Annotated in this window: 19 protein-coding genes; 4 read left to right on the top strand and 15 right to left on the bottom strand. The window is 44.8% G+C overall.

The window, feature by feature from the left end:
• Nucleotides 1-3: 3 nt before the first annotated feature.
• From AVL57_RS03345 to AVL57_RS03305, 9 genes are all read right to left on the bottom strand, one after another.
• Nucleotides 4-999 (bottom strand): ABC transporter permease, encoded by a 996-nt coding sequence (locus AVL57_RS03345; protein ID WP_057793925.1) that lies wholly within the window; start codon nt 997-999, stop codon nt 4-6.
• A gap of 36 nt (nt 1,000-1,035) precedes the next feature.
• Complete coding sequence (locus tag AVL57_RS03340; RefSeq protein WP_057793926.1) at nt 1,036-2,451, bottom strand: CmpA/NrtA family ABC transporter substrate-binding protein; 1,416 nt, start codon at nt 2,449-2,451, stop codon at nt 1,036-1,038.
• Nucleotides 2,452-2,884: 433 nt separating this feature from the next.
• Nucleotides 2,885-4,201 carry a methyl-accepting chemotaxis protein gene (locus AVL57_RS03335; RefSeq protein WP_057793928.1) on the bottom strand — a complete coding sequence of 439 codons (1,317 nt, stop codon included), beginning with the start codon at nt 4,199-4,201 and terminating at the stop codon, nt 2,885-2,887.
• 199 nt (nt 4,202-4,400) lie between these two features.
• On the bottom strand, nt 4,401-5,396 hold the full coding sequence (locus tag AVL57_RS03330) for a glycosyl transferase family protein (RefSeq protein WP_057793931.1): 996 nt from the start codon (nt 5,394-5,396) through the stop codon (nt 4,401-4,403).
• The gene (gene cobA / locus AVL57_RS03325; RefSeq protein ID WP_057793933.1) at nt 5,380-6,279 is read right to left on the bottom strand and encodes a uroporphyrinogen-III C-methyltransferase; all 900 of its coding nucleotides are present in this window, start codon (nt 6,277-6,279) and stop codon (nt 5,380-5,382) included. The genes AVL57_RS03330 and cobA overlap by 17 nt, the downstream gene beginning before the upstream one ends.
• Nucleotides 6,280-6,396: 117 nt before the next feature.
• Nucleotides 6,397-9,186 carry a nitrate reductase gene (locus AVL57_RS03320; RefSeq protein WP_057793935.1) on the bottom strand — a complete coding sequence of 930 codons (2,790 nt, stop codon included), beginning with the start codon at nt 9,184-9,186 and terminating at the stop codon, nt 6,397-6,399.
• A 43-nt stretch (nt 9,187-9,229) separates the two neighbouring features.
• The gene (gene nirD, locus AVL57_RS03315) at nt 9,230-9,583 is read right to left on the bottom strand and encodes a nitrite reductase small subunit NirD (RefSeq protein ID WP_057793937.1); all 354 of its coding nucleotides are present in this window, start codon (nt 9,581-9,583) and stop codon (nt 9,230-9,232) included.
• A gap of 14 nt (nt 9,584-9,597) precedes the next feature.
• A complete protein-coding gene (nirB, locus tag AVL57_RS03310; RefSeq protein ID WP_057793939.1) occupies nt 9,598-12,147 on the bottom strand; it encodes a nitrite reductase large subunit NirB in 2,550 nt (849 codons plus the stop codon).
• 353 nt (nt 12,148-12,500) lie between these two features.
• Entirely contained in the window at nt 12,501-14,066 is a 1,566-nt protein-coding gene (locus tag AVL57_RS03305) for a SulP family inorganic anion transporter (protein WP_057793941.1), read from the bottom strand.
• A gap of 324 nt (nt 14,067-14,390) precedes the next feature.
• Between AVL57_RS03305 and AVL57_RS03300 the strand changes: the two genes are divergently transcribed.
• Nucleotides 14,391-14,675, top strand: coding sequence for a hypothetical protein (locus AVL57_RS03300; RefSeq protein WP_057793943.1), 285 nt, complete (start codon nt 14,391-14,393; stop codon nt 14,673-14,675).
• Between the two features lie 257 nt (nt 14,676-14,932).
• Complete coding sequence (locus AVL57_RS03295; RefSeq protein WP_057793946.1) at nt 14,933-16,297, top strand: nitrate regulatory protein; 1,365 nt, start codon at nt 14,933-14,935, stop codon at nt 16,295-16,297.
• On the opposite strand, the gene AVL57_RS03290 is transcribed toward AVL57_RS03295, so the two are convergent.
• From AVL57_RS03290 to AVL57_RS03275, 4 genes are all read right to left on the bottom strand, one after another.
• Nucleotides 16,274-16,882: a nucleotidyltransferase family protein gene (locus tag AVL57_RS03290; RefSeq protein WP_082605060.1), complete on the bottom strand. Its 609-nt coding sequence runs from the start codon at nt 16,880-16,882 to the stop codon at nt 16,274-16,276. The two genes, AVL57_RS03295 and AVL57_RS03290, sit on opposite strands and share 24 nt — an antisense overlap.
• 86 nt (nt 16,883-16,968) lie before the next feature.
• The gene (locus tag AVL57_RS03285; protein WP_057793948.1) at nt 16,969-17,649 is read right to left on the bottom strand and encodes a phosphatase PAP2 family protein; all 681 of its coding nucleotides are present in this window, start codon (nt 17,647-17,649) and stop codon (nt 16,969-16,971) included.
• A gap of 77 nt (nt 17,650-17,726) precedes the next feature.
• Nucleotides 17,727-18,041 (bottom strand): BolA family protein, encoded by a 315-nt coding sequence (locus AVL57_RS03280; RefSeq protein WP_057793950.1) that lies wholly within the window; start codon nt 18,039-18,041, stop codon nt 17,727-17,729.
• A 7-nt stretch (nt 18,042-18,048) separates the two neighbouring features.
• On the bottom strand, nt 18,049-18,678 hold the full coding sequence (locus tag AVL57_RS03275; RefSeq protein ID WP_057793952.1) for an alpha-ketoglutarate-dependent dioxygenase AlkB family protein: 630 nt from the start codon (nt 18,676-18,678) through the stop codon (nt 18,049-18,051).
• Between the two features lie 30 nt (nt 18,679-18,708).
• Between AVL57_RS03275 and AVL57_RS03270 the strand changes: the two genes are divergently transcribed.
• Both AVL57_RS03270 and AVL57_RS03265 read left to right on the top strand, forming a co-directional pair.
• Complete coding sequence (locus AVL57_RS03270; RefSeq protein ID WP_057793953.1) at nt 18,709-19,962, top strand: methyltransferase; 1,254 nt, start codon at nt 18,709-18,711, stop codon at nt 19,960-19,962.
• A gap of 9 nt (nt 19,963-19,971) precedes the next feature.
• Nucleotides 19,972-20,595, top strand: a complete 624-nt coding sequence (locus AVL57_RS03265; RefSeq protein ID WP_057793955.1) for a peptidylprolyl isomerase — start codon at nt 19,972-19,974, stop codon at nt 20,593-20,595.
• On the opposite strand, the gene AVL57_RS03260 is transcribed toward AVL57_RS03265, so the two are convergent.
• The gene (locus AVL57_RS03260; protein WP_057793957.1) at nt 20,592-21,110 is read right to left on the bottom strand and encodes a GNAT family N-acetyltransferase; all 519 of its coding nucleotides are present in this window, start codon (nt 21,108-21,110) and stop codon (nt 20,592-20,594) included. The two genes, AVL57_RS03265 and AVL57_RS03260, sit on opposite strands and share 4 nt — an antisense overlap.
• Nucleotides 21,098-21,859: a gamma-glutamylcyclotransferase family protein gene (locus AVL57_RS03255; protein ID WP_082604971.1), complete on the bottom strand. Its 762-nt coding sequence runs from the start codon at nt 21,857-21,859 to the stop codon at nt 21,098-21,100. The genes AVL57_RS03260 and AVL57_RS03255 overlap by 13 nt, the downstream gene beginning before the upstream one ends.
• Nucleotides 21,860-21,862: the final 3 nt, after the last annotated feature.

The following is a 21,862-nucleotide window of genomic DNA, read 5'->3' as shown; positions in this document are numbered from 1 at the left end:
TAATTACCGTAATACGCTGGTTTTATCCCAGCTCACTGCACGTTGAACCGACAGCATTATCCTGTCTAGTATGAAACCGATAGCGCCTATAGTGAGCACCGCTACCATGATACGAGCCAAAGATTCTGAACTACCATTTTGAAATTCATCCCAGACGAACTTACCAAGGCCTGGGTTTTGTGCCAGCATTTCTGCTGCAATCAATACCATCCAGCCGATGCCAAGAGACAGTCTTAACCCTGTGAAAATCATAGGAATAGAAGAAGGCAGAATGATTTTAGTTAAATGAGACATCGGCGTTAAACGCAGTACCTTACTCACGTTAATCAAGTCTTTATCAATAGCAGATACACCCACTGCAGTGTTAATTAACGTAGGCCAAAGGCAACATAAAGATACCGTAAGTGCCGATGTTACAAATGACTTTGAAAACATAGGGTCGTCGCTAACATACAGCGCGCTCACGACCATAGTGACTAATGGTAGCCATGCTAAAGGTGACACGGGTTTAAACAGTTGAATGAGCGGATTGATGGCCGCATAGGCTGACTTACTCAGCCCACATAAAATACCCACGGGTACAGCAATCACTGAGGCAATAAGAAACCCCACCATGACGGTGTAAAGACTTGTCCATATTTGATCAAAGAAGGTGGGTGAACCGGTATACTCACGAATTTTTGGTTCGTAAGTTGGGTCTTGTGCAACCCGAGCGGCGTTGCGCTCTTCTTGTCTGGAGTAAAACGCATTAGCGTTTTCTCGCTGTGCACTGTGCTCAGTAATAAGCGAACCTGCTTGCTCCCACACTTGAGCAGGACCAGGGAATTGCCCGAGTGAGGTATCAATACTTTTCGCCACACCATTCCAAACAGCGAGGAACATCAAAAGGCCAATAAGAGGCAATAATAAAGCGGGTGCTCGACTATAAACCGCCCCCATGGTACCGCTCATTGGTGACTTGGCTGGCGAAAAGCTTAATATATTTGCCATCTTACTCATGTTGTTCTCCGCTATTTGTGTATGACTGTGAAACTGTTAAAGAACAGTTTCACCCTTTAGCCCAATACCAAACTGCTCAAGATAAGCATTTGGCTTGCTACCGTCGTAGGTAACGCCGTCGATAAATTCAGATTGAGGTGGTTTAAAGCCAGTTTCAGTGGCAAACGCGGGGAAGTCCGTCGCTTTTGCTTTTCCTTCGGCAATAAGTGCTTTTGCAGCCATGGCGTAAACCTCTGGCTTATACACTTTACGTGCAGTCTCTTTATACCAATCGTCTGATTTAGGCTCTGAAATTTGTCCCCAGCGGCGCATTTGCGTTAAATACCAAATCGCATCACTGTAAAATGGGTAAGTGGCGTTATATCGGAAGAATACGTTGAAGTCTGGTACTTCACGCTTATCGCCTTTTTCATATTCGAAGGTGCCTGTCATGCTGTTAGCCAATACATCTTCATCAGCGCCAACATAGTTGCTTTTCGCTAAGATTTTTACTGCTTCTGGGCGGTTAGCATTGTCATTTTCATCTAACCACATGGCAGCTCGAATTAACGCTTTAACCACTCGAATATGAGTATTCGGGTATTTTTCAGCCCATGCTTGGCTCACACCAAATACTTTCTCTGGGTTGTTTTTCCAAATTTCATAATCGGTAATAACCGGAACACCAATGCCCTTAAATACTGCCTGCTGGTTCCAAGGCTCGCCTACGCAATACCCATAGATAGTGCCGGCTTCCATGGTGGCTGGCATTTGAGGAGGAGGAGTAACTGATAGCAAAGCTTCGGCATCTATCTGCCCAGCATTATCACCTTTGTGTGGTGCATAGTAGCCTGGGTGAATACCACCCGCAGCAAGCCAGTAACGAAGCTCGTAGTTATGTGTAGATACTGGAAAAACCATACCCATGTTAAACGGCTTACCCGCATCACGATATTCTTCAACGACAGGCTTTAAGTAATCAGCTTTAATAGGATGCACTGGTTTGCCATTTTCTACCGGAATATGGGCTTTCATTTTTTCCCATATTTCGTTTGAAACCGTGATGCCATTACCATTTAAATCCATGCTGAACGCCGTCACAACGTGTGCTTCAGTACCAAAACCAATGGTTGCGCCAAGAGGTTGCCCTGCCAGCATGTGAGCGCCATCAAGTTGACCGTCGATGGTTCTATCTAGTAATACTTTCCAGTTTGCTTGGGCTTCTAAGGTTACATACAAGCCTTCGTCTTCAAAAAAGCCTTTTTCGTAAGCGATGGCCAACGGCGCCATATCGGTTAGCTTAATGAAACCAAATTTTAATTCTTCTTTTTCTGGCCACCCCACTTTTTCATCGCTTTGCGCACTAGCAAGTGGCGCTCCCAAGGTGAAAGAAAGCGCTATAGCAGCGGTTATGCCAGCCGTCATTTTTTTCTTTATTTGTTTGAGCATTGAAACGTTTTTAAACTTGGTCATTTATGTTTCCTTTAGCCAAAAAAAAACCCACCAGCGTAGACGAATAAACGTCGCGCTTGGTGGGCTTCGATGCCGAGCCTGTAATCATTAGTTAATGAAGTACAGGCGAACTTATTGTTTGGGTATTAATTGTAGCTACCAGTACTTAATGTACTTTTTTATTTTAGTATCGCTTAACAGTGTAACTGCCATTGATAAAGCAGAGTTCGTGCCAAAACCCTAACCTACTGAAATTATAGGATTTAGAAAAAATAGAAATGGTAATCATTCTTTTACCTGAACAATAACAGTGCGTTTATTGCACTAGAAGTGTTCGATGCACAGCTCAGGGGTGTTTGTTGAACAGGGATATTTGTTGCAAAGCGGGGACGAAGAATAAAAACAAGAGGAAGACACTACGTTCTCCCCCAGTGCTTTATTGTTAGTTTATCGGTTACAACCTTTGGGTGAATTGACCAATGGCGTTCACTACTTCTGAAGATCCATTTTGAATTTCGTTCATGACTTTGCCCGACTCGGTAGAGTATTCAAGCGCTTCTCTCGCTTTTTCCTGGCCAGCCTCAATGAGTTGCACGGCATTTTCTGTGAGCTTTCTGTTTTCATTTACCACACTGACAATTTCTTCAGTGGCTGTACTGGTTCTGGATGCAAGTTGGCGCACTTCATCAGCAACAACGGCAAAACCTCTTCCTTGATCCCCCGCTCTGGCGGCTTCAATTGCCGCATTCAGCGCCAGTAAGTTAGTTTGGTCGGCAATACCACTGATGCTTTTAACTAAGTCGGCCACTTTCTGTGACTGTTCATCAAGCTCACGAATACCCTCGCTCGCCGTTCCCATCTGCGAAGTAAGCTCACCCATAATTCGCACCATGCTACCCACAACCTCTTTACCTTTCTGGGCTTGCTCTCCCGTACCTTCCGAAATGTTAAAAGCAACATTAGCGGCCTCAGAAATAGCAAACTCTCTCTGCATTTGTTCGGTTATGACGGTGGCAAACTTAACGACTTTGTACAGTATGCCCTTGTCGTTTCGTATTGGGTTGTAAGATGCCTCTAGCCACACTTCATTACCGCGACTATCTACTCGCTTAAAGCGGTCTGAAAACATTTTGCCTTGCGAAAGGTCGCTCCAAAATTGTCGGTATTCTGGCGTGTCGACTTCATCTGCGGGGCAAAATATCTTGTGGTGCTTACCCACTATTTGCTCTGATGAATAGCCCATAGAAGATAAAAAGTTATCGTTGGCTTTAAGAATAATACCTGTGAGGTCAAACTCAATTACCGCAGTGGAGCGATGTAAAGCCTCAAGCATGTCTTTCATCTCACGGCTTTTATTAATATTTCTCGTTTGTTCAGCCATATACAAGGCGAGCCGGTCGACCACGCCGCTGTCATTAAGGATGGGTTGCAATATTCCTCTAAACCAACGGTCTTCGCCATTCGCATTAGCAAGATTAATCGCACCATGCCAATGCTGCGCTTGCTTGATAGCAGAAAGAAACTCTTTCGTAGCGGCTTGGCTCATGACTCCCTGAGGAATGAGACTATCCATGGTTTTTCCATCAAGTTCATTGGATGAAAAACCTATAGCATCTGCAAAGCCGTCGTTAACTCTATTGATTCTGCCGTTTCTGTCTAATTCAACATAAAGCATTTCTGCCCTGAGTTCGCTTTCTACCGTGTGAAATGATTCAACATCTTTGCGTAAACGTTCTACTTCTTCTAACAATTGCTTATTCTTAAAAAACATCCCGTGCTCCTCGACATTCGGGTATAGCATCTCGCTCACACAAACTTCTCATAACGTTTATGAGAGCGAGCGAGGATACAAAGTCGTTATTGCTTTAGTTGGCTGATCTAAAGATAGCAGAGGATTTACAAGTTACTTAATTATTGGAGAAATTTGAAAATGAATTGATTAATAGGCAACAGCATTAGACACAAATGGCCTAATGCTGGGCAAATGGAAGTGTAGTTATATCTCGTTTTGCCCACATTTGTGTGGCAAGCGTATTCGCTTTTTCTACGTCACACCTTTCAAGTAAAATAAGGTAGCTCACCAGCGTAGCATGAATGGCTTGTTCACCGTAAAGATGCGAAGCCTCGCCTCGCCAAACCGCCAGCATATCGCTTACGTTCATTTGGGTATCTTTAAAGGCCATTTTTTCTGTCAACTCAGGAAGAATAATTTCTTCTGTACTTCCATTACGCGTGACATAGAGTTCGGTTTTTCGCTCACTGTTTACTTCGGGGTCTCCCCCATCGCCTCGAAAGCACAGCGCTTCAAACGCGGGAAAACTTTCATTCACCCGGCAATGCTTATGGTCAAGGTGCATGTGATACACACCCTGTACACAAAAAGGGGCTGACGTTGGGTTTAGTAAGCGCGCCAAGGTATTTGCACATGAGCGCAGCCCAAATACTTCACGTAATTTAATGATGGTATTAAGCGCTGGCAATAAATGCGATAAGTCGAGATAGGTAGCACCAAATTCACGCATTTGGCGAGATGCATCGGCAATACTATTTACTTCTACAAGCCCCAAAGTAGGTAACGCTTTGCTGGCGTATAACCGACCAGAGCCTGGCTCGTGGGCGCCATGTAACATAACGGTGTAATCGTTTTTGGCTAGTATCGCGCAAGATAGCAGATACCAAGGTAGTTGGCGGCGCTTACCGGCATAGCAGCCCACATCTAACGTGGGTGTTAATTCAGCAAGTTCAGGCTCCAGTAATTCACGGCATGCATCTACAAACCCAATAACTTCTTCTGGGGTTTCTTCTCGCGTGCGTAACAGCATTAAAAAAGCACCACGTTGATCGCCGGTAACTTGGTTAGACAAAACCATCTTCATAGACTCGTAAGCTTCTTGACGGGTAAGACTGCGCCCACCTTTTTGGCCCTTGCCGATGATTTTTATATAGTTGCTAAATTGCTGAGACATGCTGCTTATTATGTAAAAGTGATGTATTGACGAGTTGTCGTGACTCTATCACCTTTCCAAAAATAAGTAACGTAGGACCACTCACATTCGCTTCAGATACCAAACTACCAATGGTACTCAAGGTACCCTCTATGACCCGCTGTTGTGGACTTGTTGCATTTTCTACTGCGGCTACAGGCCAATCATCGGCTATACCCTGATTTCCTAACGCGTCACACAGTATAGACAAGCGACTTAACCCCATATAAACCACCACCGTTTGAGAGGCTACGTTTTTTGCCAATTGCGTCATCTCTGGCCATGTTTCAGGGTTTTGAAAGTGTGCAGTAATAAAGCTTACCGCCTGTGCACAACGTCTATCAGTCAGGGGGATACCTGTGTAGGCAGACATGCCAGAAGCTGCCGTAATACCAGGTACAATAGCAAAAGGAATATTCGCTTCTGTTAGCGCCATGGTTTCTTCGCACGTTCTGGCAAACAACGCAGGGTCGCCACCTTTAAGTCGCACTACGCAATGACCTGCCTTGGCCAGCTCAACCACCTTCGCACTAATATCTTGCTGTTTCATACTGTGTTGCCCACAGCGTTTACCCACATATTCACGTTTCACATGACGGGGAATTTCTGCAATGACATCTTTGCCCACTAACGCATCAAACAATACAATATCGGCTTGCTTGATTAACCTAAGCGCCTTAAGGGTTAGTAATTCTACATCACCAGGACCCGCCCCAACAATGTACACTTTTCCTTCTTTCTTACTGCGTGGCGCGTTTTTCCCGTTGCCCAACCATCCACTTAAAAAATTTGATGTCGAGTGACGAACAGGTAACGATAATGCTTCGCGAAACAACAGCCCAAATGTGTTAACTAAAGTGTTCATGATAATGTCTCCAGAGCAAGGCTCGTGTCTGTAGCTTTTGTGTTAATCGCTCTTGTATTAGTTACATTTATACAAGGATGCACTCTGTATAGCTTTTTGGCAGACACGCTCTTAGTGTTAACTCTCACGCGCGACGCCTCCTACCGGGGTAACATGTTCGGTAATTAATGTTGCTAAAGCAGGTTTGCACGAACCGCAATTTGTGCCGCACTTTAGCGTATCGCCCAATTCAGACACTGATGAACACCCTGCTGCAATCGCTTTGTTAATGGTTTTTTCCCTTACAGAAAAGCAGCTGCAAACCACAGGGCCATTTAAAAACGCTTCATCCACTTCGCAGCGTAAAAAATTAGCCAGTTTGTCAGGGCTGAAACTTTGCGTTAATGCACTGTCTATCCAAGAATTTGGCACATCATACTTTGGCTTGGCACTCGGGCTTTTCGTACCGAAAAATGCCATAAAACAAAACGAATCTTCATAAGTACAAATCAGCACTTGGCTATCGGTAGTTTTGTGTTGATAGCACACCCACGTTTTAGGTAATTTTTCTAGCAACCCCGTCATTAACGCTTGCGATGTAAGTTGGCTGGCAATAGATACTCCCAGCCCATTTTCGATTAATTGTTTAGCCCAGTAGCCGCCATTACATTCCACTACCTCGCTGAGCACATTGACGATATTTAATTCGCTATTTGCCAATTGTACGTTGTCACTAATAAAAAGCTTTCCGTAGCTTAAAAATTCGTGAGGGGTAATAGATACCGCACCATGTTTTAGTTCTGGCTGCCCTGAAATAGGATCGGTTGCAGGCGCATAAAGCTTTGCTAATTTACTGTGCGAGCCCCACTCTCCAGACCAATGGATAGGAACGAACACATCGCCTCGACGCTGACGTTTATCGATTTGCACAGGGAAGATACAGGGTGTTTCGCCGCTCACTTTACTGCTAAGAGCAACATAGTCGTTTTGTGCTACAAGCAATGCTTTTGCATCTTCGGGATGAATATAAACATTAGCGTGGGCAGTGTGGGCATGAAGTACCGGCGCCTTACCTGTTCGAGTCATGGTGTGCCATTGGTCGCGCATTCGCCCACTATTAAGCACAAATGGAAATTCATTCGAGGTCAACTGAACAGGCACTGTAAATTTCACAGCAATAAAGTTTGCTTTGCCCGTCGGGGTAGAAAACACTTTGTTATAAAAGGGGCGAACAGGTGCAAGTGTCTGGTCGCTGTTGGTAATCAGAGGCCATTGTACGGGCGCCATCGCATCATATTGTGCATGCGATTTACCGGCTAAGGGGGCAAGATTAAGTTGTCGTGCACCATCATTTTTATATGCTGTTAAGCGGGCATGTTCATCAAATATTTCACTAGGGTGAGAGTAGGAAAATGCGCTGCTAAAGCCCATTTTACTGGCTACATCACACATAATTTGCCAATCGTGTTTGGCTTCACCTGGAGGCGACATAATGCCACGTTGACGGGAAATTCTGCGCTCTGAATTCGTTACAGTACCGTCTTTTTCCGACCATCCTGTTGCAGGCAGTGCAATATCGGCAAAGGCAAGGGTATCGTTACTTTGCACAATGTCAGATACCACTACCATGTCGCACTTTTTGAGCGCCGATTCAACTTGCTCACGATAAGGCATACTGACTACGGGGTTTGTACCCATTATCCAAACAAACTTTATTTGCCCCGCATCCATAGCAGAAAACAAGTCTACCGCTTTTAAGCCGCCTTGCTCTGGCATAGCAGGAGACTGCCAAAACGCTTTAACATTTTCACGGTGTTCAGGGTTTTCAATATCACAATGCGCCGCCAGCATGTTGGCTAAACCACCCACTTCTCTGCCACCCATGGCGTTGGGCTGGCCTGTTATTGAAAAGGGTCCACAACCTGGCTTGCTAATGAAATCTAGCGCCAAGTGGCAATTAATAATGGCGTTGGCCTTGTCTACACCAGCAGAGGATTGGTTAACCCCCATGGAATAGAAGGTAACCGCACTTTCTGCGCTAATAAACCATTGATAGAAAGTGGCCAAATCTGCTTCATTTAAACCACACACACTCGCCACGTCTTTTGCATCAAGCGTGTTAGCACTTGCGATGGCGTCATTTAATCCTTGGGTGAACTCGCCAATAGCAGGTTCATCGATTGCCCCATTGGTGTGAGCAAATTGAAGTAGCCCATTAAACAGTGCGACGTCACTGCCCCCTTTAATAGGTAAGTGTAAATCGGCGATAGTACATGTTTCGGTTTCCCGAGGGTCTATCACCACCACTTTCATATCTGGATTGCGAAGCTTAGCCCGTTGAATACGCTGGAATAACACAGGGTGTGCCCACGCAGTGTTGCTGCCCGTAAGCACCAACAGCGAAGTACACTCTAAATCGGTGTAATCACAAGGCACCACGTCTTCGCCAAACGCACGTTTGTAACCTGCAACAGCAGATGACATGCAAAGCCGTGAGTTTGTGTCTATATTTGCGCTGCCAATAAACCCTTTCATGAGCTTATTCGCAACATAATAATCTTCAGTAAGTAATTGCCCTGATACATAAAACGCAACGGCATCCGGCCCATGTTCAGCAATAGTCTGGGTGATTTTATCAGCCACCGCGCGAGTAGCCGTGTCCCAATCTACCCTTGCACCTGCCATGGTTGGGTGAAGCAAACGGCCGCTAAGATCGTTTGTTTCAAGCAGGTTTGTGCCTTTCACACACAGACGACCATAATTGGCCGGATGCTCGGGCGTACCAGTAACCTTGTCCAGGGAGGTTGTGCGCCCGCTAACGTTGCAACTGATATCTACACCACAACCAACACCACAATAAGGGCAGGTGGTTTGCTTTTGCCGTAGTAGTGGTTCCAGCATAGTGGTTTTTGGTGTAGCCATATTCATGGAAAAACTCTCTTAGTAAACAAAGACAACGGATAAAAATGGGTTAAACAGCAACGAGTATTCGCTCACCTTCCACTTTCACGTCGTACGCCACTACGCTTACGTCATCACGTTCAATACACTTGCCTGTGGCCAACACGTAATGCTCTTTATAAAGAGGCGATGCCACCACGACATCATCCGCTATGGAGCCTATAAGGCCACGATAAAGCACATTCGCCTTGCCGATAGGATCCCAGTTGCTAATAGCGTAAAGAAACTGCTCGCCACCTTTCATTACACTAAACAACGCCACCTGCTGACCTTCGATAAGTGCACAAACACCACTGTTTGTTACCACGTCGTCAATGCCACACACGTCATGCCAAAGGGGCGCCACTTCTGTATTTGCTGTCATCAGTTTGTTCCTTATTAAATTACGTCAACCGCAATGAGGTTGTCGGCACCTTTAGACTTTTCCATTTCAGTGGCAGGTCTAACTTGGCCCCGTTCAGATACAAATTGAATGTTTGTATCTGTGCCATCTGTGTTAACGAATTGACGGAAACGTTTGCGGGATGCTTCGCTTTCAAGCGTAGTTTTCCACTCACATTGATAAGCACCAACCACAGTTTCCATCTGGGCTTCTAAGTCAGCGTTAATGTTTAGCGAATCATTCATAACAACATCTTGAAGATAAGCTAAACCGCCTTCTAAGTTGTCCATCCACACTGATGTACGTTGAAGCCTATCGGCGGTGCGTACATAGAACATCAATACGCGGTCGATGTATTTAACCAGCGTTTCTGTATCTAAATCAGTAGCGAATAAATCGGCATGACGAGGTTTCATACCGCCGTTTCCGCACACATATAAGTTCCAGCCATTTTCGGTAGCAATAACACCAATGTCTTTACTTTGTGCCTCTGCACATTCCCGGGTACAGCCGGAAACGCCGAATTTAATTTTGTGCGGTGCCCGTAGGCCCTTGTAACGGTTCTCTAAATCGATTGCGGTTTTCACCGAGTCTTGCACCCCGTAACGACACCAAGTGCTACCTACACAAGATTTCACGGTACGAAGGGCTTTAGCGTATGCATGCCCAGTTTCAAAGCCGCCTTTAACCAAGGCTTCCCATATATCAGGAAGTTGATCGACCCGCGCGCCAAATAAATCAATACGCTGACCGCCAGTTATTTTGGTATACAGGCTGTATTTTTTGGCAACTTCGCCTAACAAAATAAGCTTTTCTGGGGTAATTTCTCCCCCCGCCACACGAGGAACTACAGAATAAGTGCCATCTTTTTGCATATTACCAAGGTAAATATCGTTGGTATCTTGCAGGGGTAAATGCTCTTGTTTAAGTACGTAGTCGTTGTACACAGACGCTAAAATAGAGCCTGCAGCTGGCTTGCATATTTCACAGCCAAGACCCGTACCATGCTTTTCGAGTAACTCGTCAAAAGAGGTAATGCCGTTCACTTTTACAATGTGAAATAGTTCTTGGCGGGTATGATTGAAATGCTCACAAATGGCTTTCGAGACTTCAACGCCGCGTTTTTCAAGTTCGCTATCAACCACGTTTTTCAACAGTGCTGTACATCCACCACAACCCGTGCTGGCTTTTGTGCAGCTTTTTACGTCGCCAAGACTGCAACAGCCTTCGTCGATAGCCGAGACAATGTCGCTTTTAGCCACGTTATGGCATGAACATATCGTTGCGGTATCTGGCAGCGCATCAGCGCCTAACGCTGGCGCAGCGCCTGAACTCGGCAGAATGAGGGTTTCTGGGTTTTCCGGCAAATCAATACCGTTTAAGGCATATTGCAACAAGGTGTCGTAGTCACTAGTATCACCCACTAACACGGCACCTAACACTTTTTGTTGGCTTTCATCTACTACCAACTTCTTGTACACGCCTTCAGGCTGATTAAAGTAGGTATAGCTTTGTGCGCCAGTAGTACGCTCGTGCGCATCACCAATAGAGCCCACCTCCACGCCCATCAGCTTGAGTTTAGTACTCATGTCGGCGCCAGTGAATACGGTATCTCCACCTGTTAGCGCACTTACTGCGGCGCGAGCCATGGTGTAACCAGGCGCAACCAAACCAAATATGCGGTTTTGCCACAGCGCACATTCGCCCACGGCGAAAATGTCAGGATCTGAGGTTAAGCAGTTGTCATCAACGACAATACCCCCACGCTCCCCAAGGGCTAGCATGGATTTTCTGGCGAGTTGATCTGATGGGCGAATACCTGCTGAAAACAACACCATATCAGTTTCAAGAAAAGTACCGTCGGCAAATACCATGCGATAACGTGATTGCTCACCGGCTTCAATAACCTGTGTCGCTTTCTGGGTATGTACAGTTACCCCTAATGATTCAATTTTACTTCGAAGTACGTCACCGCCGGTTTCGTCTAACTGCACTGCCATAAGCTGTGGCGCAAATTCCACAACATGGGTTTCAAGGCCTGCTTCTTTTAATGCGTTTGCCGCTTCAAGCCCCAATAAACCGCCACCCACTACCACACCCACTTTGCTTTCGCGGGCAGAGTTTTCAATCGCAATCAGGTCATCAATAGTGCGATACACTAAGCAGTGTTCTTGATCGTTTCCAGGAATAGGCGGAACAAACGGGTAAGAACCCGTGGCAAGTACCAACTTATCGTAGGGAAACACCTGGCCATCTTCTGTTAACGCCTTTTTTTCGTCGCGCAGCAAGTCAGTCACTATGGCGTTTGTTACCACATTAACGCCCCAATCACGATATACATCAGCGGTGGTCAGCGCTAAATCATCTGCACTAGCACCACTAAAGTAAGAGGACAAATGTACTCTATCGTAGGCTAGTCTCGACTCACCACACAGTACGGTGATATCAACGTTATCGCTGCTTTGATGAAGCTGTTCAACAAAATGGTGCCCTACCATTCCGTTACCAACAACCAGAATTCGCGTTTTAGATGCCAAAGATGTCATGGTCTCTCCCCTTTATTCGGGACAAAAAAAAGCCCGCATCAACTTTCGTTGTTGCGGGCTTCGTTGCCTATCAAGCGCTACGAGTGATCGTAGCTATCAAATTTTTATGAGCTAAGTTGCTCTAAACATACACACATAATTTTTCACACAATAAAGTATATCCAATATTAGTGCCATGTCATTACAAGCCTGTTTTATATAGATTTATTCAAATGCCAGGCTTTTCGAACCACCTAAGTTTGCACCAAACAAAAGCATTTGCGATTTCATTTGGTGCATTTAAGCGCTCTATCTTACTTTCTTGTATTAGTAATGCGCCTCAGTAGTAACACCAAGGCGTTGACCAACAGCAGTTAAGCAAGTTTATCGGTAGCAACTCTATAACGTGGATCTTCATTCACGTTAATTTCTACAAACTTGTCTGCTTTACGCAGTAAGTTTCGACACTCATCACTGATATGGCGAATATGCAGCTTCTTGCCTTGCTGTTCGTATTTGTCAGCTAAGGTGTCTAAGGCATCAATACCTGAAGAATCCCAAATTCGCGATTCTTTAAAGTCGATAACTACATGCTCAGGATCATTGGCAATATCAAACAAGTCTTTGAAGTGGGAAACAGAGCCGAAGAACAGTGGCCCTTCTAAGTCATACACTTTCCAATCGTCGTTATCGATATGACTCTTAACTTCAATATGGCGAGCATGCTTCCACGCAAAGACCAAGGCAGAAACGATAACACCCACCACAACCGCAATCGCAAGGTCGGCAATGACCGTGACCGCGGTAACTAAAAACAGAACAAACGCATCTTCTTTATTTACACCACGAATAATGCGGAACGATGCCCATTCAAAGGTAGCGATAACTACTACGAACATTACGCCAACTAATGCCGCTAGAGGAATCATTTCAATTAATGGTGCTGCAAAAAGGATAAAAGCAAGAAGTACCAATGCCGCAGTAATACCTGATAAACGTCCGCGGCCACCAGAGTTAATGTTAATCATGCTTTGACCAATCATGGCACAACCACCCATGCCGCCAAAGAAGCCATTTACAGTATTTGCTACGCCCTGACCAACACACTCTTTGTTGCCACGGCCGCGGGTGTCTGTCATTTCATCAATAAGCGATAATGTAAGGAGTGATTCAATCAAACCAACCAAGCATAAAATGATTGAAGTAGGCAGAACAATCATTACCGTTTCCCAGGTAAACGGCACCATAGGGATAGCAAAAGTTGGTAGTTCACCCGCTAGGGTAGCGCTAGCTTTCTGTGCTTCAGGCAGTAAATCACGCACGAAATCGATAACGGTACGCGCTTCTAAATCAAGTCCGTGTACCATGGCAGTTACAGTAACAATAGCCACTAACGAGGCTGGCACTGCGGTAGTAAGCTTAGGCAGTAAGTAAATAATCGCCATGGTAAGCGCGACGAGCCCAAGCATCCAATACAACATAGACCCTTGCATCCACTCCAATTGCCCTAAGGCATTCACGACTTTGAATTGACCTAATTGAGCGAGGAAAATAACAATCGCTAGACCATTTACAAACCCTAGCATTACTGGGTAAGGCACCAATCGTATAAACTTACCTAGCTTGAATATGCCGCAGAGTATTTGCAGTAAGCCGGCTAAAATAACAGCGGCAAACAAATATTGAACGCCATGCTGTGCTACTAGTGCCACCATGACCACGGCCATAGCACCTGTCGCACCAGAAATCATTCCTGGACGTCCGCCAATGGCCGACGTGATAAGTCCCATCATAAATGCGGCATACAACCCAATCATGGGTTCAACACCAGCAACAAATGCAAAAGCAACCGCTTCTGGTACCAGTGCTAGTGCAACGGTAATACCAGAAAGCACGTCATTTTTTACATTACTATCTCGATTAGTAATTAAATCAAACATGTTTTCTCAGGAGTCTAGAGGTTTTAGGGGTCGTGCGGTAACAGTATAGCTGTGGATGCTGTAAATCACTGCCATGCACAAATTTTGGTGCGATTCTATCACCTTTAAGGCTTAAAATCTTTTAATAGAATGTTAATCGAACAGAGGATTTTAAGCTGACAAGGCTGGCTTTCCATGGCATCGTAGCAAACTTAATTTTTCCCTAACAATTGATTCGTCGTTTATTGTCATTGACGCTCTCAATGGTATTCTCACTGATTTTTTAAACTACGTTGCTGATACTTTTGGTGGCGAGTGTATTTGACCAACCGATAAGGAGTGGAAGTGGTCCCTTATTTACTCACTATTTTATGCGTGCTAGTGGCTGGCGCTATTCATTGGGCATTTCCAAAAACCTTCTGGAAATCCACGTTAATGTCTACTGCAGTCATTCTGCTCTTTTCTATTGCCGCATTATTTATCTTCAAAGCATCCGGCATGCTAATGACTGAAACCGGTGAAGACCCCGACTTTTCAGGTAAATTACTGATGATTACTGCGTTGATGTCTTTCTTCGGGCTTCTTATTTCTATTTTTGTGGGCTGGTTTCTTCGAGTTGTAAGAGCCTAGTAAGAGCGTAATATCGAATATTAAGCTAGGTGCAAGGCTAAGATCATTTTAACTTGCACCGTTATCGAGCACAAAACGTGGCACGCGTAGTACTGGTTATAGATATTGGTTCAAAAACCCATCTCTAATAAATTCCACTTTAATAAATATCCCATTAAAAACAGATTCTTAAGCAAAAGCATTCAAGAAAGGTACGTTAAGGCATAGGCATTGCTTTTATAAACTATTCACTTAGTTCGCTAAATCCATAACGTATCATGCAAACAGACCATGAAATAACGGCCGCTACCCATTATAGCGATGCTACAAAGCGCTTCTTGCTCGCTGCCAAACGCGCCGAAATTACGGTGCTTGAGCAGCTATCCAGCAACTGCCGTATTGTTATTTCGGTTCGAAATATGGTGCATGCTCTACAGCGCGAGCGTGGTGCCACCAACATTTATTTAGCGTCTAAAGGTGATAGGTTTGCAGGGCAGCGTACCACTCATATTGAAGCAAGCTGTGAAGCAGAATCGATGTTACGCAGTCAACTCAAATCACTGTATTTAACCGATAGCCATGACACCGCTAACCCTCGCTTGTTAAGCAGCATTACTCTTGCTCTGCAAGGCATTGATTACCTGCCCGTACTTCGTGAACAAGCGAAAAATTTAACCCTTTCCCCGCTAGATTCCACTCGCGCTTATTGCCGCTTAGTCGCTGGGCTACTTACCGTTATTTTTGAAGCCGCTGACATTGCAAGTGACCCTGTGATAACCCGCCTTTTAGTTGCACTTTTTAACTTTATGCAGGGAAAGGAATATGCGGGGCAAGAACGCGCATGGGGTGCTATTGGCTTTGCAGAGACGCATTTTGATAAACGCTTATGCGATAAACTCAGCGCACTTCAACACGCCCAACAGCATCACTTTACCGTGTTTAACGAATTCGCGCGGGCTTGCCATAAAGACGCTTACCAGCTTTTAGATGACAGCCCTGCCGCACACGATATTAATCAATTACGCAAAATGATTGCACAGCTTGCTGATGGCAGCCCGATTGCGGCTGAAATTAGTGAAGTGTGGTTCGATGTGGCCACGCGGCGCATTGATGCCATGCAAGAAATTGAAAATAAACTGACCGACAGCTTAACTAAAGAAGCGCAAACTAAAGTCAGTAACGCGCATCATGAAATGAAAAACCATCAACGGTTGATTGAAAGCTTTACCGATGAACATGCGCAAGATGGTTCCCCCCTTACGATGCTTTTTGACCCTCGCATGCCGGGCTTAGTGGAAGACAGTGATCTCGCCCTGATACAGCACGATATGACTGGCTTAAATAAAGATGCTGATATTAGCGAGCAGACACAAACCTTGTCCGCGCATCGTTCATTTTATGATTTATTAAGAGGACAAGCTCAGTATATTGAAGACATGAGCCGTGAGTTGGAAGAAGCTAAACGCGCTATTACCGAGCACAAGTTAGTAGATAGAGCCAAACTCATTCTTATGCAGCAATTTCAGTTGAATGAAAATGATGCATATCGAAAGCTTCAAAAACAAGCCATGAATGAACATAAAAAGCTTACTGACATCGCTGCTACCGTTGTTGAAATATCAAATAGAGCGAATCAACGCTGAACCTAAAGTAAGTTGCGGCCACGTTACCAGCCAATTTTTCGCTTTTACACGTTGGGTAAACACGTCATCTCTAGGATGACGGGGGTTTATTGAAATCGTACCAGCAAAATTACTTGATAGCCCATAGGGCGCAAGCATATCAAACGTATCATTCCCCTCATTTGGGCAAAGCCTGATGGCGACACAGGTTTCTTTTTCCACCCAATAACTAATGGCCTCTTCGCAATCTTTATAGACGTTATGGCCATGGTTCAGATGCATACGGGCCTGATTCTTCACTTGCCAGTGGGCTGATGGAACTTGCGAAGTTAACGCTCTTTCTATGTTGAGTTCGGTGTCTTTTGAGGTATCTGATGGGTTGAAGTAAATAACATCGATGTCGTTTAATGGCGTAGCTTTCTTATAGCCATGAAGCTCATCCCAAATGGCATTACGTAGAAATCCCGCCGCTAAATACCCTTGGGGCAGGTTTAGCGCTTTGAGCGCAGTCAAACACTGCATGCGATAGAGATCTTCGGTTAGCATACGGCTAACTGCTAATCGGGCTTCGCTTTCTGTAATGCCTGTACTGTCTGGGTTCGTCATCATTAAAGCCGTTTACTTGAGCAGACTAATTTCATAAGACTAATGAAAAGGCCAACATAGAAAAGCTAGCATGAGAAAGCTAGGTGTTATTTCGAATGCTCAGAACGAATCCGCAGATTCCTTTGCCATTTGATCACATAGAAACTAAATGCGGCTATCGCCCCGCCTCCTAGCCATCCTGCTATTACGTCGGTCGGCCAATGTACGCCTAATTGCACTCGACTCAGGCCAATCATAAATACCAAGAGTGTAGTCAGAGAATATACCCAAACTTTTAATTTAACTTTTGTGATAGAAAAGCAAAACAGCCTAGCAATACAGAAGTAAACAAGAGTAGACATCATGGCATGAGCAGAAGGGAAGCTTTGCGTTAATACGGTAACTTGATGGCCAGACAGCGGTGGTCTAGGGCGGTCTATACCGGCTTTAAGAACAAAGGTAATCACCAAACCTGCTACTACCGCTATTAATAGCGTAAATGCTTTTTTAGGATGCCCGGTCAGCTTCAACCAACCGGCGACGGCAAGTGAAAAAAAGATAAGTACTTCATTACTGCCAAGTGCGGTGAAATTTTCAAAGAAGCGTTGGATAACCCCCGGCATATCGTCCCACACCAACATTTGAATGACGGCTTTGTCGAAAGGCGCTAATACTTCCATGGTGGCAAATAGCATTAGCAGCAAAAAGCCACCACCTAATAACACCACCTGCACCGTGGGTGTTTTTACTATTTGCAAATACGCGTTAACCGAACTTCTTACTTCCATGCTGCGTAGCGCTCCTATTGGGGCTATATAAAATTAAAATGAATACTTAATTAAAGGATGAAACGAATAAATACGCGTTAAGACTTGCTGCCACCTAAACACGCTGGCGATGTTAGCGCTTCGCCACCCCGTGCTACCCACTCTGATGGGGTGTAAGTGTGTAATGCTAGCGCATGTACGGGCCCTTTCAAGGCTTCATCGACCAACGTATTAATTTCACGATGACGAGCAATTAAACGTTTGCCTTCAAAGGCATCAGCAACCACGGTTACCTTGAAATGACTTTGCGCACCGTCAGGCACATTGTGCATAAAACTCTCGTCTTCTACCTTTAATAAAGCAGGTGAAAGTGCGCTGGTAATGGTCGATTCTATAAATTCTTTAACATTCATATGAAAACTACTTGGTTGAAATTAAATGCCGGAAAGTAAGGTTAATTCTACCACCGATATGTTTAGTCGTCTTAGCAATACCGTGCAGATAATGCGATTGAGTGGTTTCCCCCATAACCAGCAGACTACCGTGCTCTAATAGTTGGGTATAACGAGCGCCGGTTTCTTTGTGTTTAAACACAAAAGGCCGAGATTCGCCAAAAGTTACCGACGCCACCACGGGGTTTGGCCCAAGTTCTGGCTCATCATCAGCATGCATACTCATGCTGTCTTGACCATGTCGATACCAGTTTGCCAGCACACTGTTGAAAGGAATATGACAAACCTCGATGCACTTATCCCGAATAGCTGCCAACTCTTGAGTCCAAGGTTGTGGTGCAAGCTTAATACCCGAATATTTATAAAAGCACTCTGGATCACCATGCCAAGCCTGTAATCTAGGCACGTCTAGGCGCTTTCCATACATGCGGATAGTGTCTTGTCGCCACGGCAATGTGCTTTCAAACACACCTAGATAGTCATTCGCTTGCTCTGAGCTAAGCCATTGCGGATAATAGCGCACCTCAGCTTCTGGCAACGGTAGCGTAATGGGTGAGTTTTTCGCTGCTTTCGCGTCAGTAAAAAGTGGTAATTGCATAACCCCCCGATAACTTTAGACAAGAAAATAATGAATACAGAATTTTCAATGGCAGAGCGCCAGTTTACCTTAATACGCTACCCTGAAAAACATCAGCACAAAAGCCTACAAGCATGGGACAGTGCCGATGAGCTGCTTATTGAGCATGTTGAAGCACACCTTGATGCGCTTACTTCAATTTCAAATAACCAGGGTCCAAATGAAGACCAGTCTGAAACGTCATCGACCTTGGGGCCCATGCTCATTTTTAATGACGACTTTGGTACCCTTGGCTGTTGGTTTACGCAGTATAATCCCATTTGGATTTCAGATTCGTATATTAGCTTGCGTTCATTACAAGAAAACCTAAGGCGTAACCATTTAAAACCGGTTATGAATGAGGAAGGCGCGCTAACGTCACCCGTGACAAGTTTAACCAGTGTTGAAAGCCTTACTTTCATGCCAGAAAGTGCCCCAAGCGTAATTATGCTGAAAGTGCCGCGCACATTGGCATTACTTGAACAACAGCTTATCGATATTAAGCGATATGCAGCGCCTGGTACGCATATTGTGGCAGCGGGAAAAATAAAAGCCGTGACCAAGTCGGTATCTGCTCTGTTCGAGAAAATCATTGGCCCAGCTAAAACCTCCTTGGCGAAGAAAAAGTCACGGCTGGTTTTCAGTATCCTTGATGAAAGTATTACTCCTATCCCCTCGCCTTACCCTGAAACATGGGAATGCAAGGGTGCTACGAGCCAAACCTTCGTATTAAAAAACCATGCAAATGTATTTTCTCGTCAGTCGTTAGATATTGGTGCCCGTCTTATGCTTGAGCACATGACGGTAAGTGCTAATGAAACGGTAGTCGATTTAGGCTGCGGCAATGGGGTGTTAGGGGTAAACGCATTAGCCCTAGCAGGCGACTGCAAGGTAATATTCATTGATGAGTCTTTTATGGCAGTGGAAAGTGCACGATTAAATGTACTAGAGAATTTCCCAGACAAAATTGATCAATGTGAGTTTATTGCCAGTAACTGTCTTGAAAGCTTGTTAGAACAGCAACAATCGCCTTGGGTAACCAAGATTTTGTGTAACCCTCCTTTCCATCAACAAAATGCCATTACCGATCATATTGCCTGGCAAATGTTTAACGACTCAAAACACGCCTTGGTAAAAGGTGGGCAATTGGTGGTGGTTGGAAATAGACACCTCGAACATCACGTTAAACTTAAACGCATGTTTGGTGGTTCAGACGTGCTGGCAAGCGACAAAAAATTTGTTATTTTGGGCACTGCTAAACGATAAGGAATGTACATGTTAAAACCGTTTATAACAGCCTTAATTTTCTCAGCTCTCGTTTTTACGTCTGCAGCCATTAGCCCTAATGCATTGGCGGCTAAAAAAGACGATGGCTCACAAATTCAACCTGATAACTATTACCCTAGAGTAAAAATTGAAACCACTATGGGCGATATTGTGGTTGAATTAGACCGCCGACGTGCGCCGATTACTGTGAATAACTTTTTGCGTTATGTAGATAAGCGCAGTTATGAAAACACTATTTTTCATCGCATTGTGCCAGGGTTTGTGGTGCAAGGCGGAGGCTATACGACTGATTTTGAGGGTAAGTCTAATTATCCAGAAATATTTAACGAGTCGGGCAATGGGCTTACCAACGATTTGCACACCATCGCTATGGCTCGGCAAGATGATCCACATACCGCAAATCGTCAGTTTTTCTTCAACGTGAATGACAACGAAACATTAAACCCCGGACGAGACTGGGGCTATGCGGTTTTTGGTATGATTGTAGAAGGTGAAGATATTGTCGATGCGATGTCTGAAGTAGAGACCGAATACTCGTTAGTGCTTAACACCAATAACGTACCCATTGAGCCTATTATCATTAAAAAGATTATTGTGCTTCCTCCTTTCTAACGGCCAGCGAACTCACTATTGCGCAAGAATAGGGTTTGAACCGGTGTGGACTTATCAATAAAATAAGGACCGCGTTTTTCAAACCCTAGCTTTTGTAACAAATGTTGAGAACGCGTGTTATCGGGATGGGTAGAAGCGGTAATGAAATGCATTTCTTCTTCCATTTCCACCCAATCCATAACCGCTTTAGCGGCTTCTAACGCGATCCCCTGTTTACGCGCAATCGGTAGCAGCGCAAAACCTAAGTCAGGGCAACTGAAAACATAGCGATTAATCAGTCCACATACACCATACGGCGCATTGGTTTTCTTATTTCTTATTGCCAGCACCCCGTATCCCCACTCATTAAGTTGCGCGTTAACCCGGTCTATATAATCAGCAGCATCTTCAACACTTGCCACACCACGATTACCAATAAATTGCTTCCATAGCGAATCTTGGTGCATTTCCACTATCCACAGTTTATCGGCTTGCGTTAGCGGGCTTAACTCCAACCGTTCAGTTAGTAACAACATGGATGAGTGTGCCTCTGGGTGGGTGGTTTTACATTATTAAGCAACCTATCTATCTGCGCTAAATGTTGTTTAGAAATAACAGCAGCTCTTGGGTACAGAGGGTTTGCTCTGTCGTTAATTCTAGGGTGTTCCCAGCCATGAGTATGCTCGATAAAAGCGTGAGCTTCACTTACCCCACCATGCTCTAAACAACCGACAAGACAGGTATCGATATAAGATTGTGAAACCGGGAAGTCGCTACTGGCATGATGACAAAGTAAGGTTTCGCATAACCAGAGTTGGTGATGACTTAACGCATCGCGAAGCACAGGGGTGAAAGAGGATTGATTACACAAGGAGGAACTTACATGTTCAATTGCACTAACAGGCACTTCCACAAAGCGATAATTCTTTTCTCGCGCACGCAATGAAGGGTTTACCTCAGCGGGAATAAGCTGTGCATTTAATTGAGATGTATTGTCGGCAACCGCACCTACATAAGTTTGTTTTTCTTGCAGACTACGGGTAACCCATGCGCGTTTAAAACCTGAAACACGCACGGGTAAACCTTGAGTATAAATACCGGAGTGACGCTCTCGGGAATCTCGGCTAAGCAAACTGCCGTAACCCAGCACAATATGCTTACTTTGTTGGTTAGCTAAGGTAGCTAACCAACTGTTTTCTGCTGTGGTATTTTCTGAGCTATTCGCCGAGCTTTTTACAGTATTTGCTAATAAGCAGTCTGCTGCTTTTACGTCTATCAAGCGCACTCC

Origin of the sequence: Alteromonas stellipolaris (assembly GCF_001562115.1) — a bacterium.
Classification (GTDB): domain Bacteria; phylum Pseudomonadota; class Gammaproteobacteria; order Enterobacterales; family Alteromonadaceae; genus Alteromonas; species Alteromonas stellipolaris.
This window is presented reverse-complemented; position numbering and strand designations above follow the sequence as displayed.

Excerpts from the sequence above, each read along its gene's own strand:
- AVL57_RS03345 (WP_057793925.1), bottom strand. The coding sequence starts at position 999 with ATGAGTAAGATGGCAAATATATTAAGCTTTTCGCCAGCCAAGTCACCA.
- AVL57_RS03340 (WP_057793926.1), bottom strand. The coding sequence starts at position 2,451 with ATGACCAAGTTTAAAAACGTTTCAATGCTCAAACAAATAAAGAAAAAA.
- AVL57_RS03335 (WP_057793928.1), bottom strand. The coding sequence starts at position 4,201 with ATGTTTTTTAAGAATAAGCAATTGTTAGAAGAAGTAGAACGTTTACGC.
- AVL57_RS03330 (WP_057793931.1), bottom strand. The coding sequence starts at position 5,396 with ATGTCTCAGCAATTTAGCAACTATATAAAAATCATCGGCAAGGGCCAA.
- cobA (WP_057793933.1), bottom strand. The coding sequence starts at position 6,279 with ATGAACACTTTAGTTAACACATTTGGGCTGTTGTTTCGCGAAGCATTA.
- AVL57_RS03320 (WP_057793935.1), bottom strand. The coding sequence starts at position 9,186 with ATGAATATGGCTACACCAAAAACCACTATGCTGGAACCACTACTACGG.
- nirD (WP_057793937.1), bottom strand. The coding sequence starts at position 9,583 with ATGACAGCAAATACAGAAGTGGCGCCCCTTTGGCATGACGTGTGTGGC.
- nirB (WP_057793939.1), bottom strand. The coding sequence starts at position 12,147 with ATGACATCTTTGGCATCTAAAACGCGAATTCTGGTTGTTGGTAACGGA.
- AVL57_RS03305 (WP_057793941.1), bottom strand. The coding sequence starts at position 14,066 with ATGTTTGATTTAATTACTAATCGAGATAGTAATGTAAAAAATGACGTG.
- AVL57_RS03295 (WP_057793946.1), top strand. The coding sequence starts at position 14,933 with ATGCAAACAGACCATGAAATAACGGCCGCTACCCATTATAGCGATGCT.
- AVL57_RS03290 (WP_082605060.1), bottom strand. The coding sequence starts at position 16,882 with ATGACGAACCCAGACAGTACAGGCATTACAGAAAGCGAAGCCCGATTA.
- AVL57_RS03285 (WP_057793948.1), bottom strand. The coding sequence starts at position 17,649 with ATGGAAGTAAGAAGTTCGGTTAACGCGTATTTGCAAATAGTAAAAACA.
- AVL57_RS03280 (WP_057793950.1), bottom strand. The coding sequence starts at position 18,041 with ATGAATGTTAAAGAATTTATAGAATCGACCATTACCAGCGCACTTTCA.
- AVL57_RS03275 (WP_057793952.1), bottom strand. The coding sequence starts at position 18,678 with ATGCAATTACCACTTTTTACTGACGCGAAAGCAGCGAAAAACTCACCC.
- AVL57_RS03270 (WP_057793953.1), top strand. The coding sequence starts at position 18,709 with ATGAATACAGAATTTTCAATGGCAGAGCGCCAGTTTACCTTAATACGC.
- AVL57_RS03265 (WP_057793955.1), top strand. The coding sequence starts at position 19,972 with ATGTTAAAACCGTTTATAACAGCCTTAATTTTCTCAGCTCTCGTTTTT.
- AVL57_RS03260 (WP_057793957.1), bottom strand. The coding sequence starts at position 21,110 with ATGTTGTTACTAACTGAACGGTTGGAGTTAAGCCCGCTAACGCAAGCC.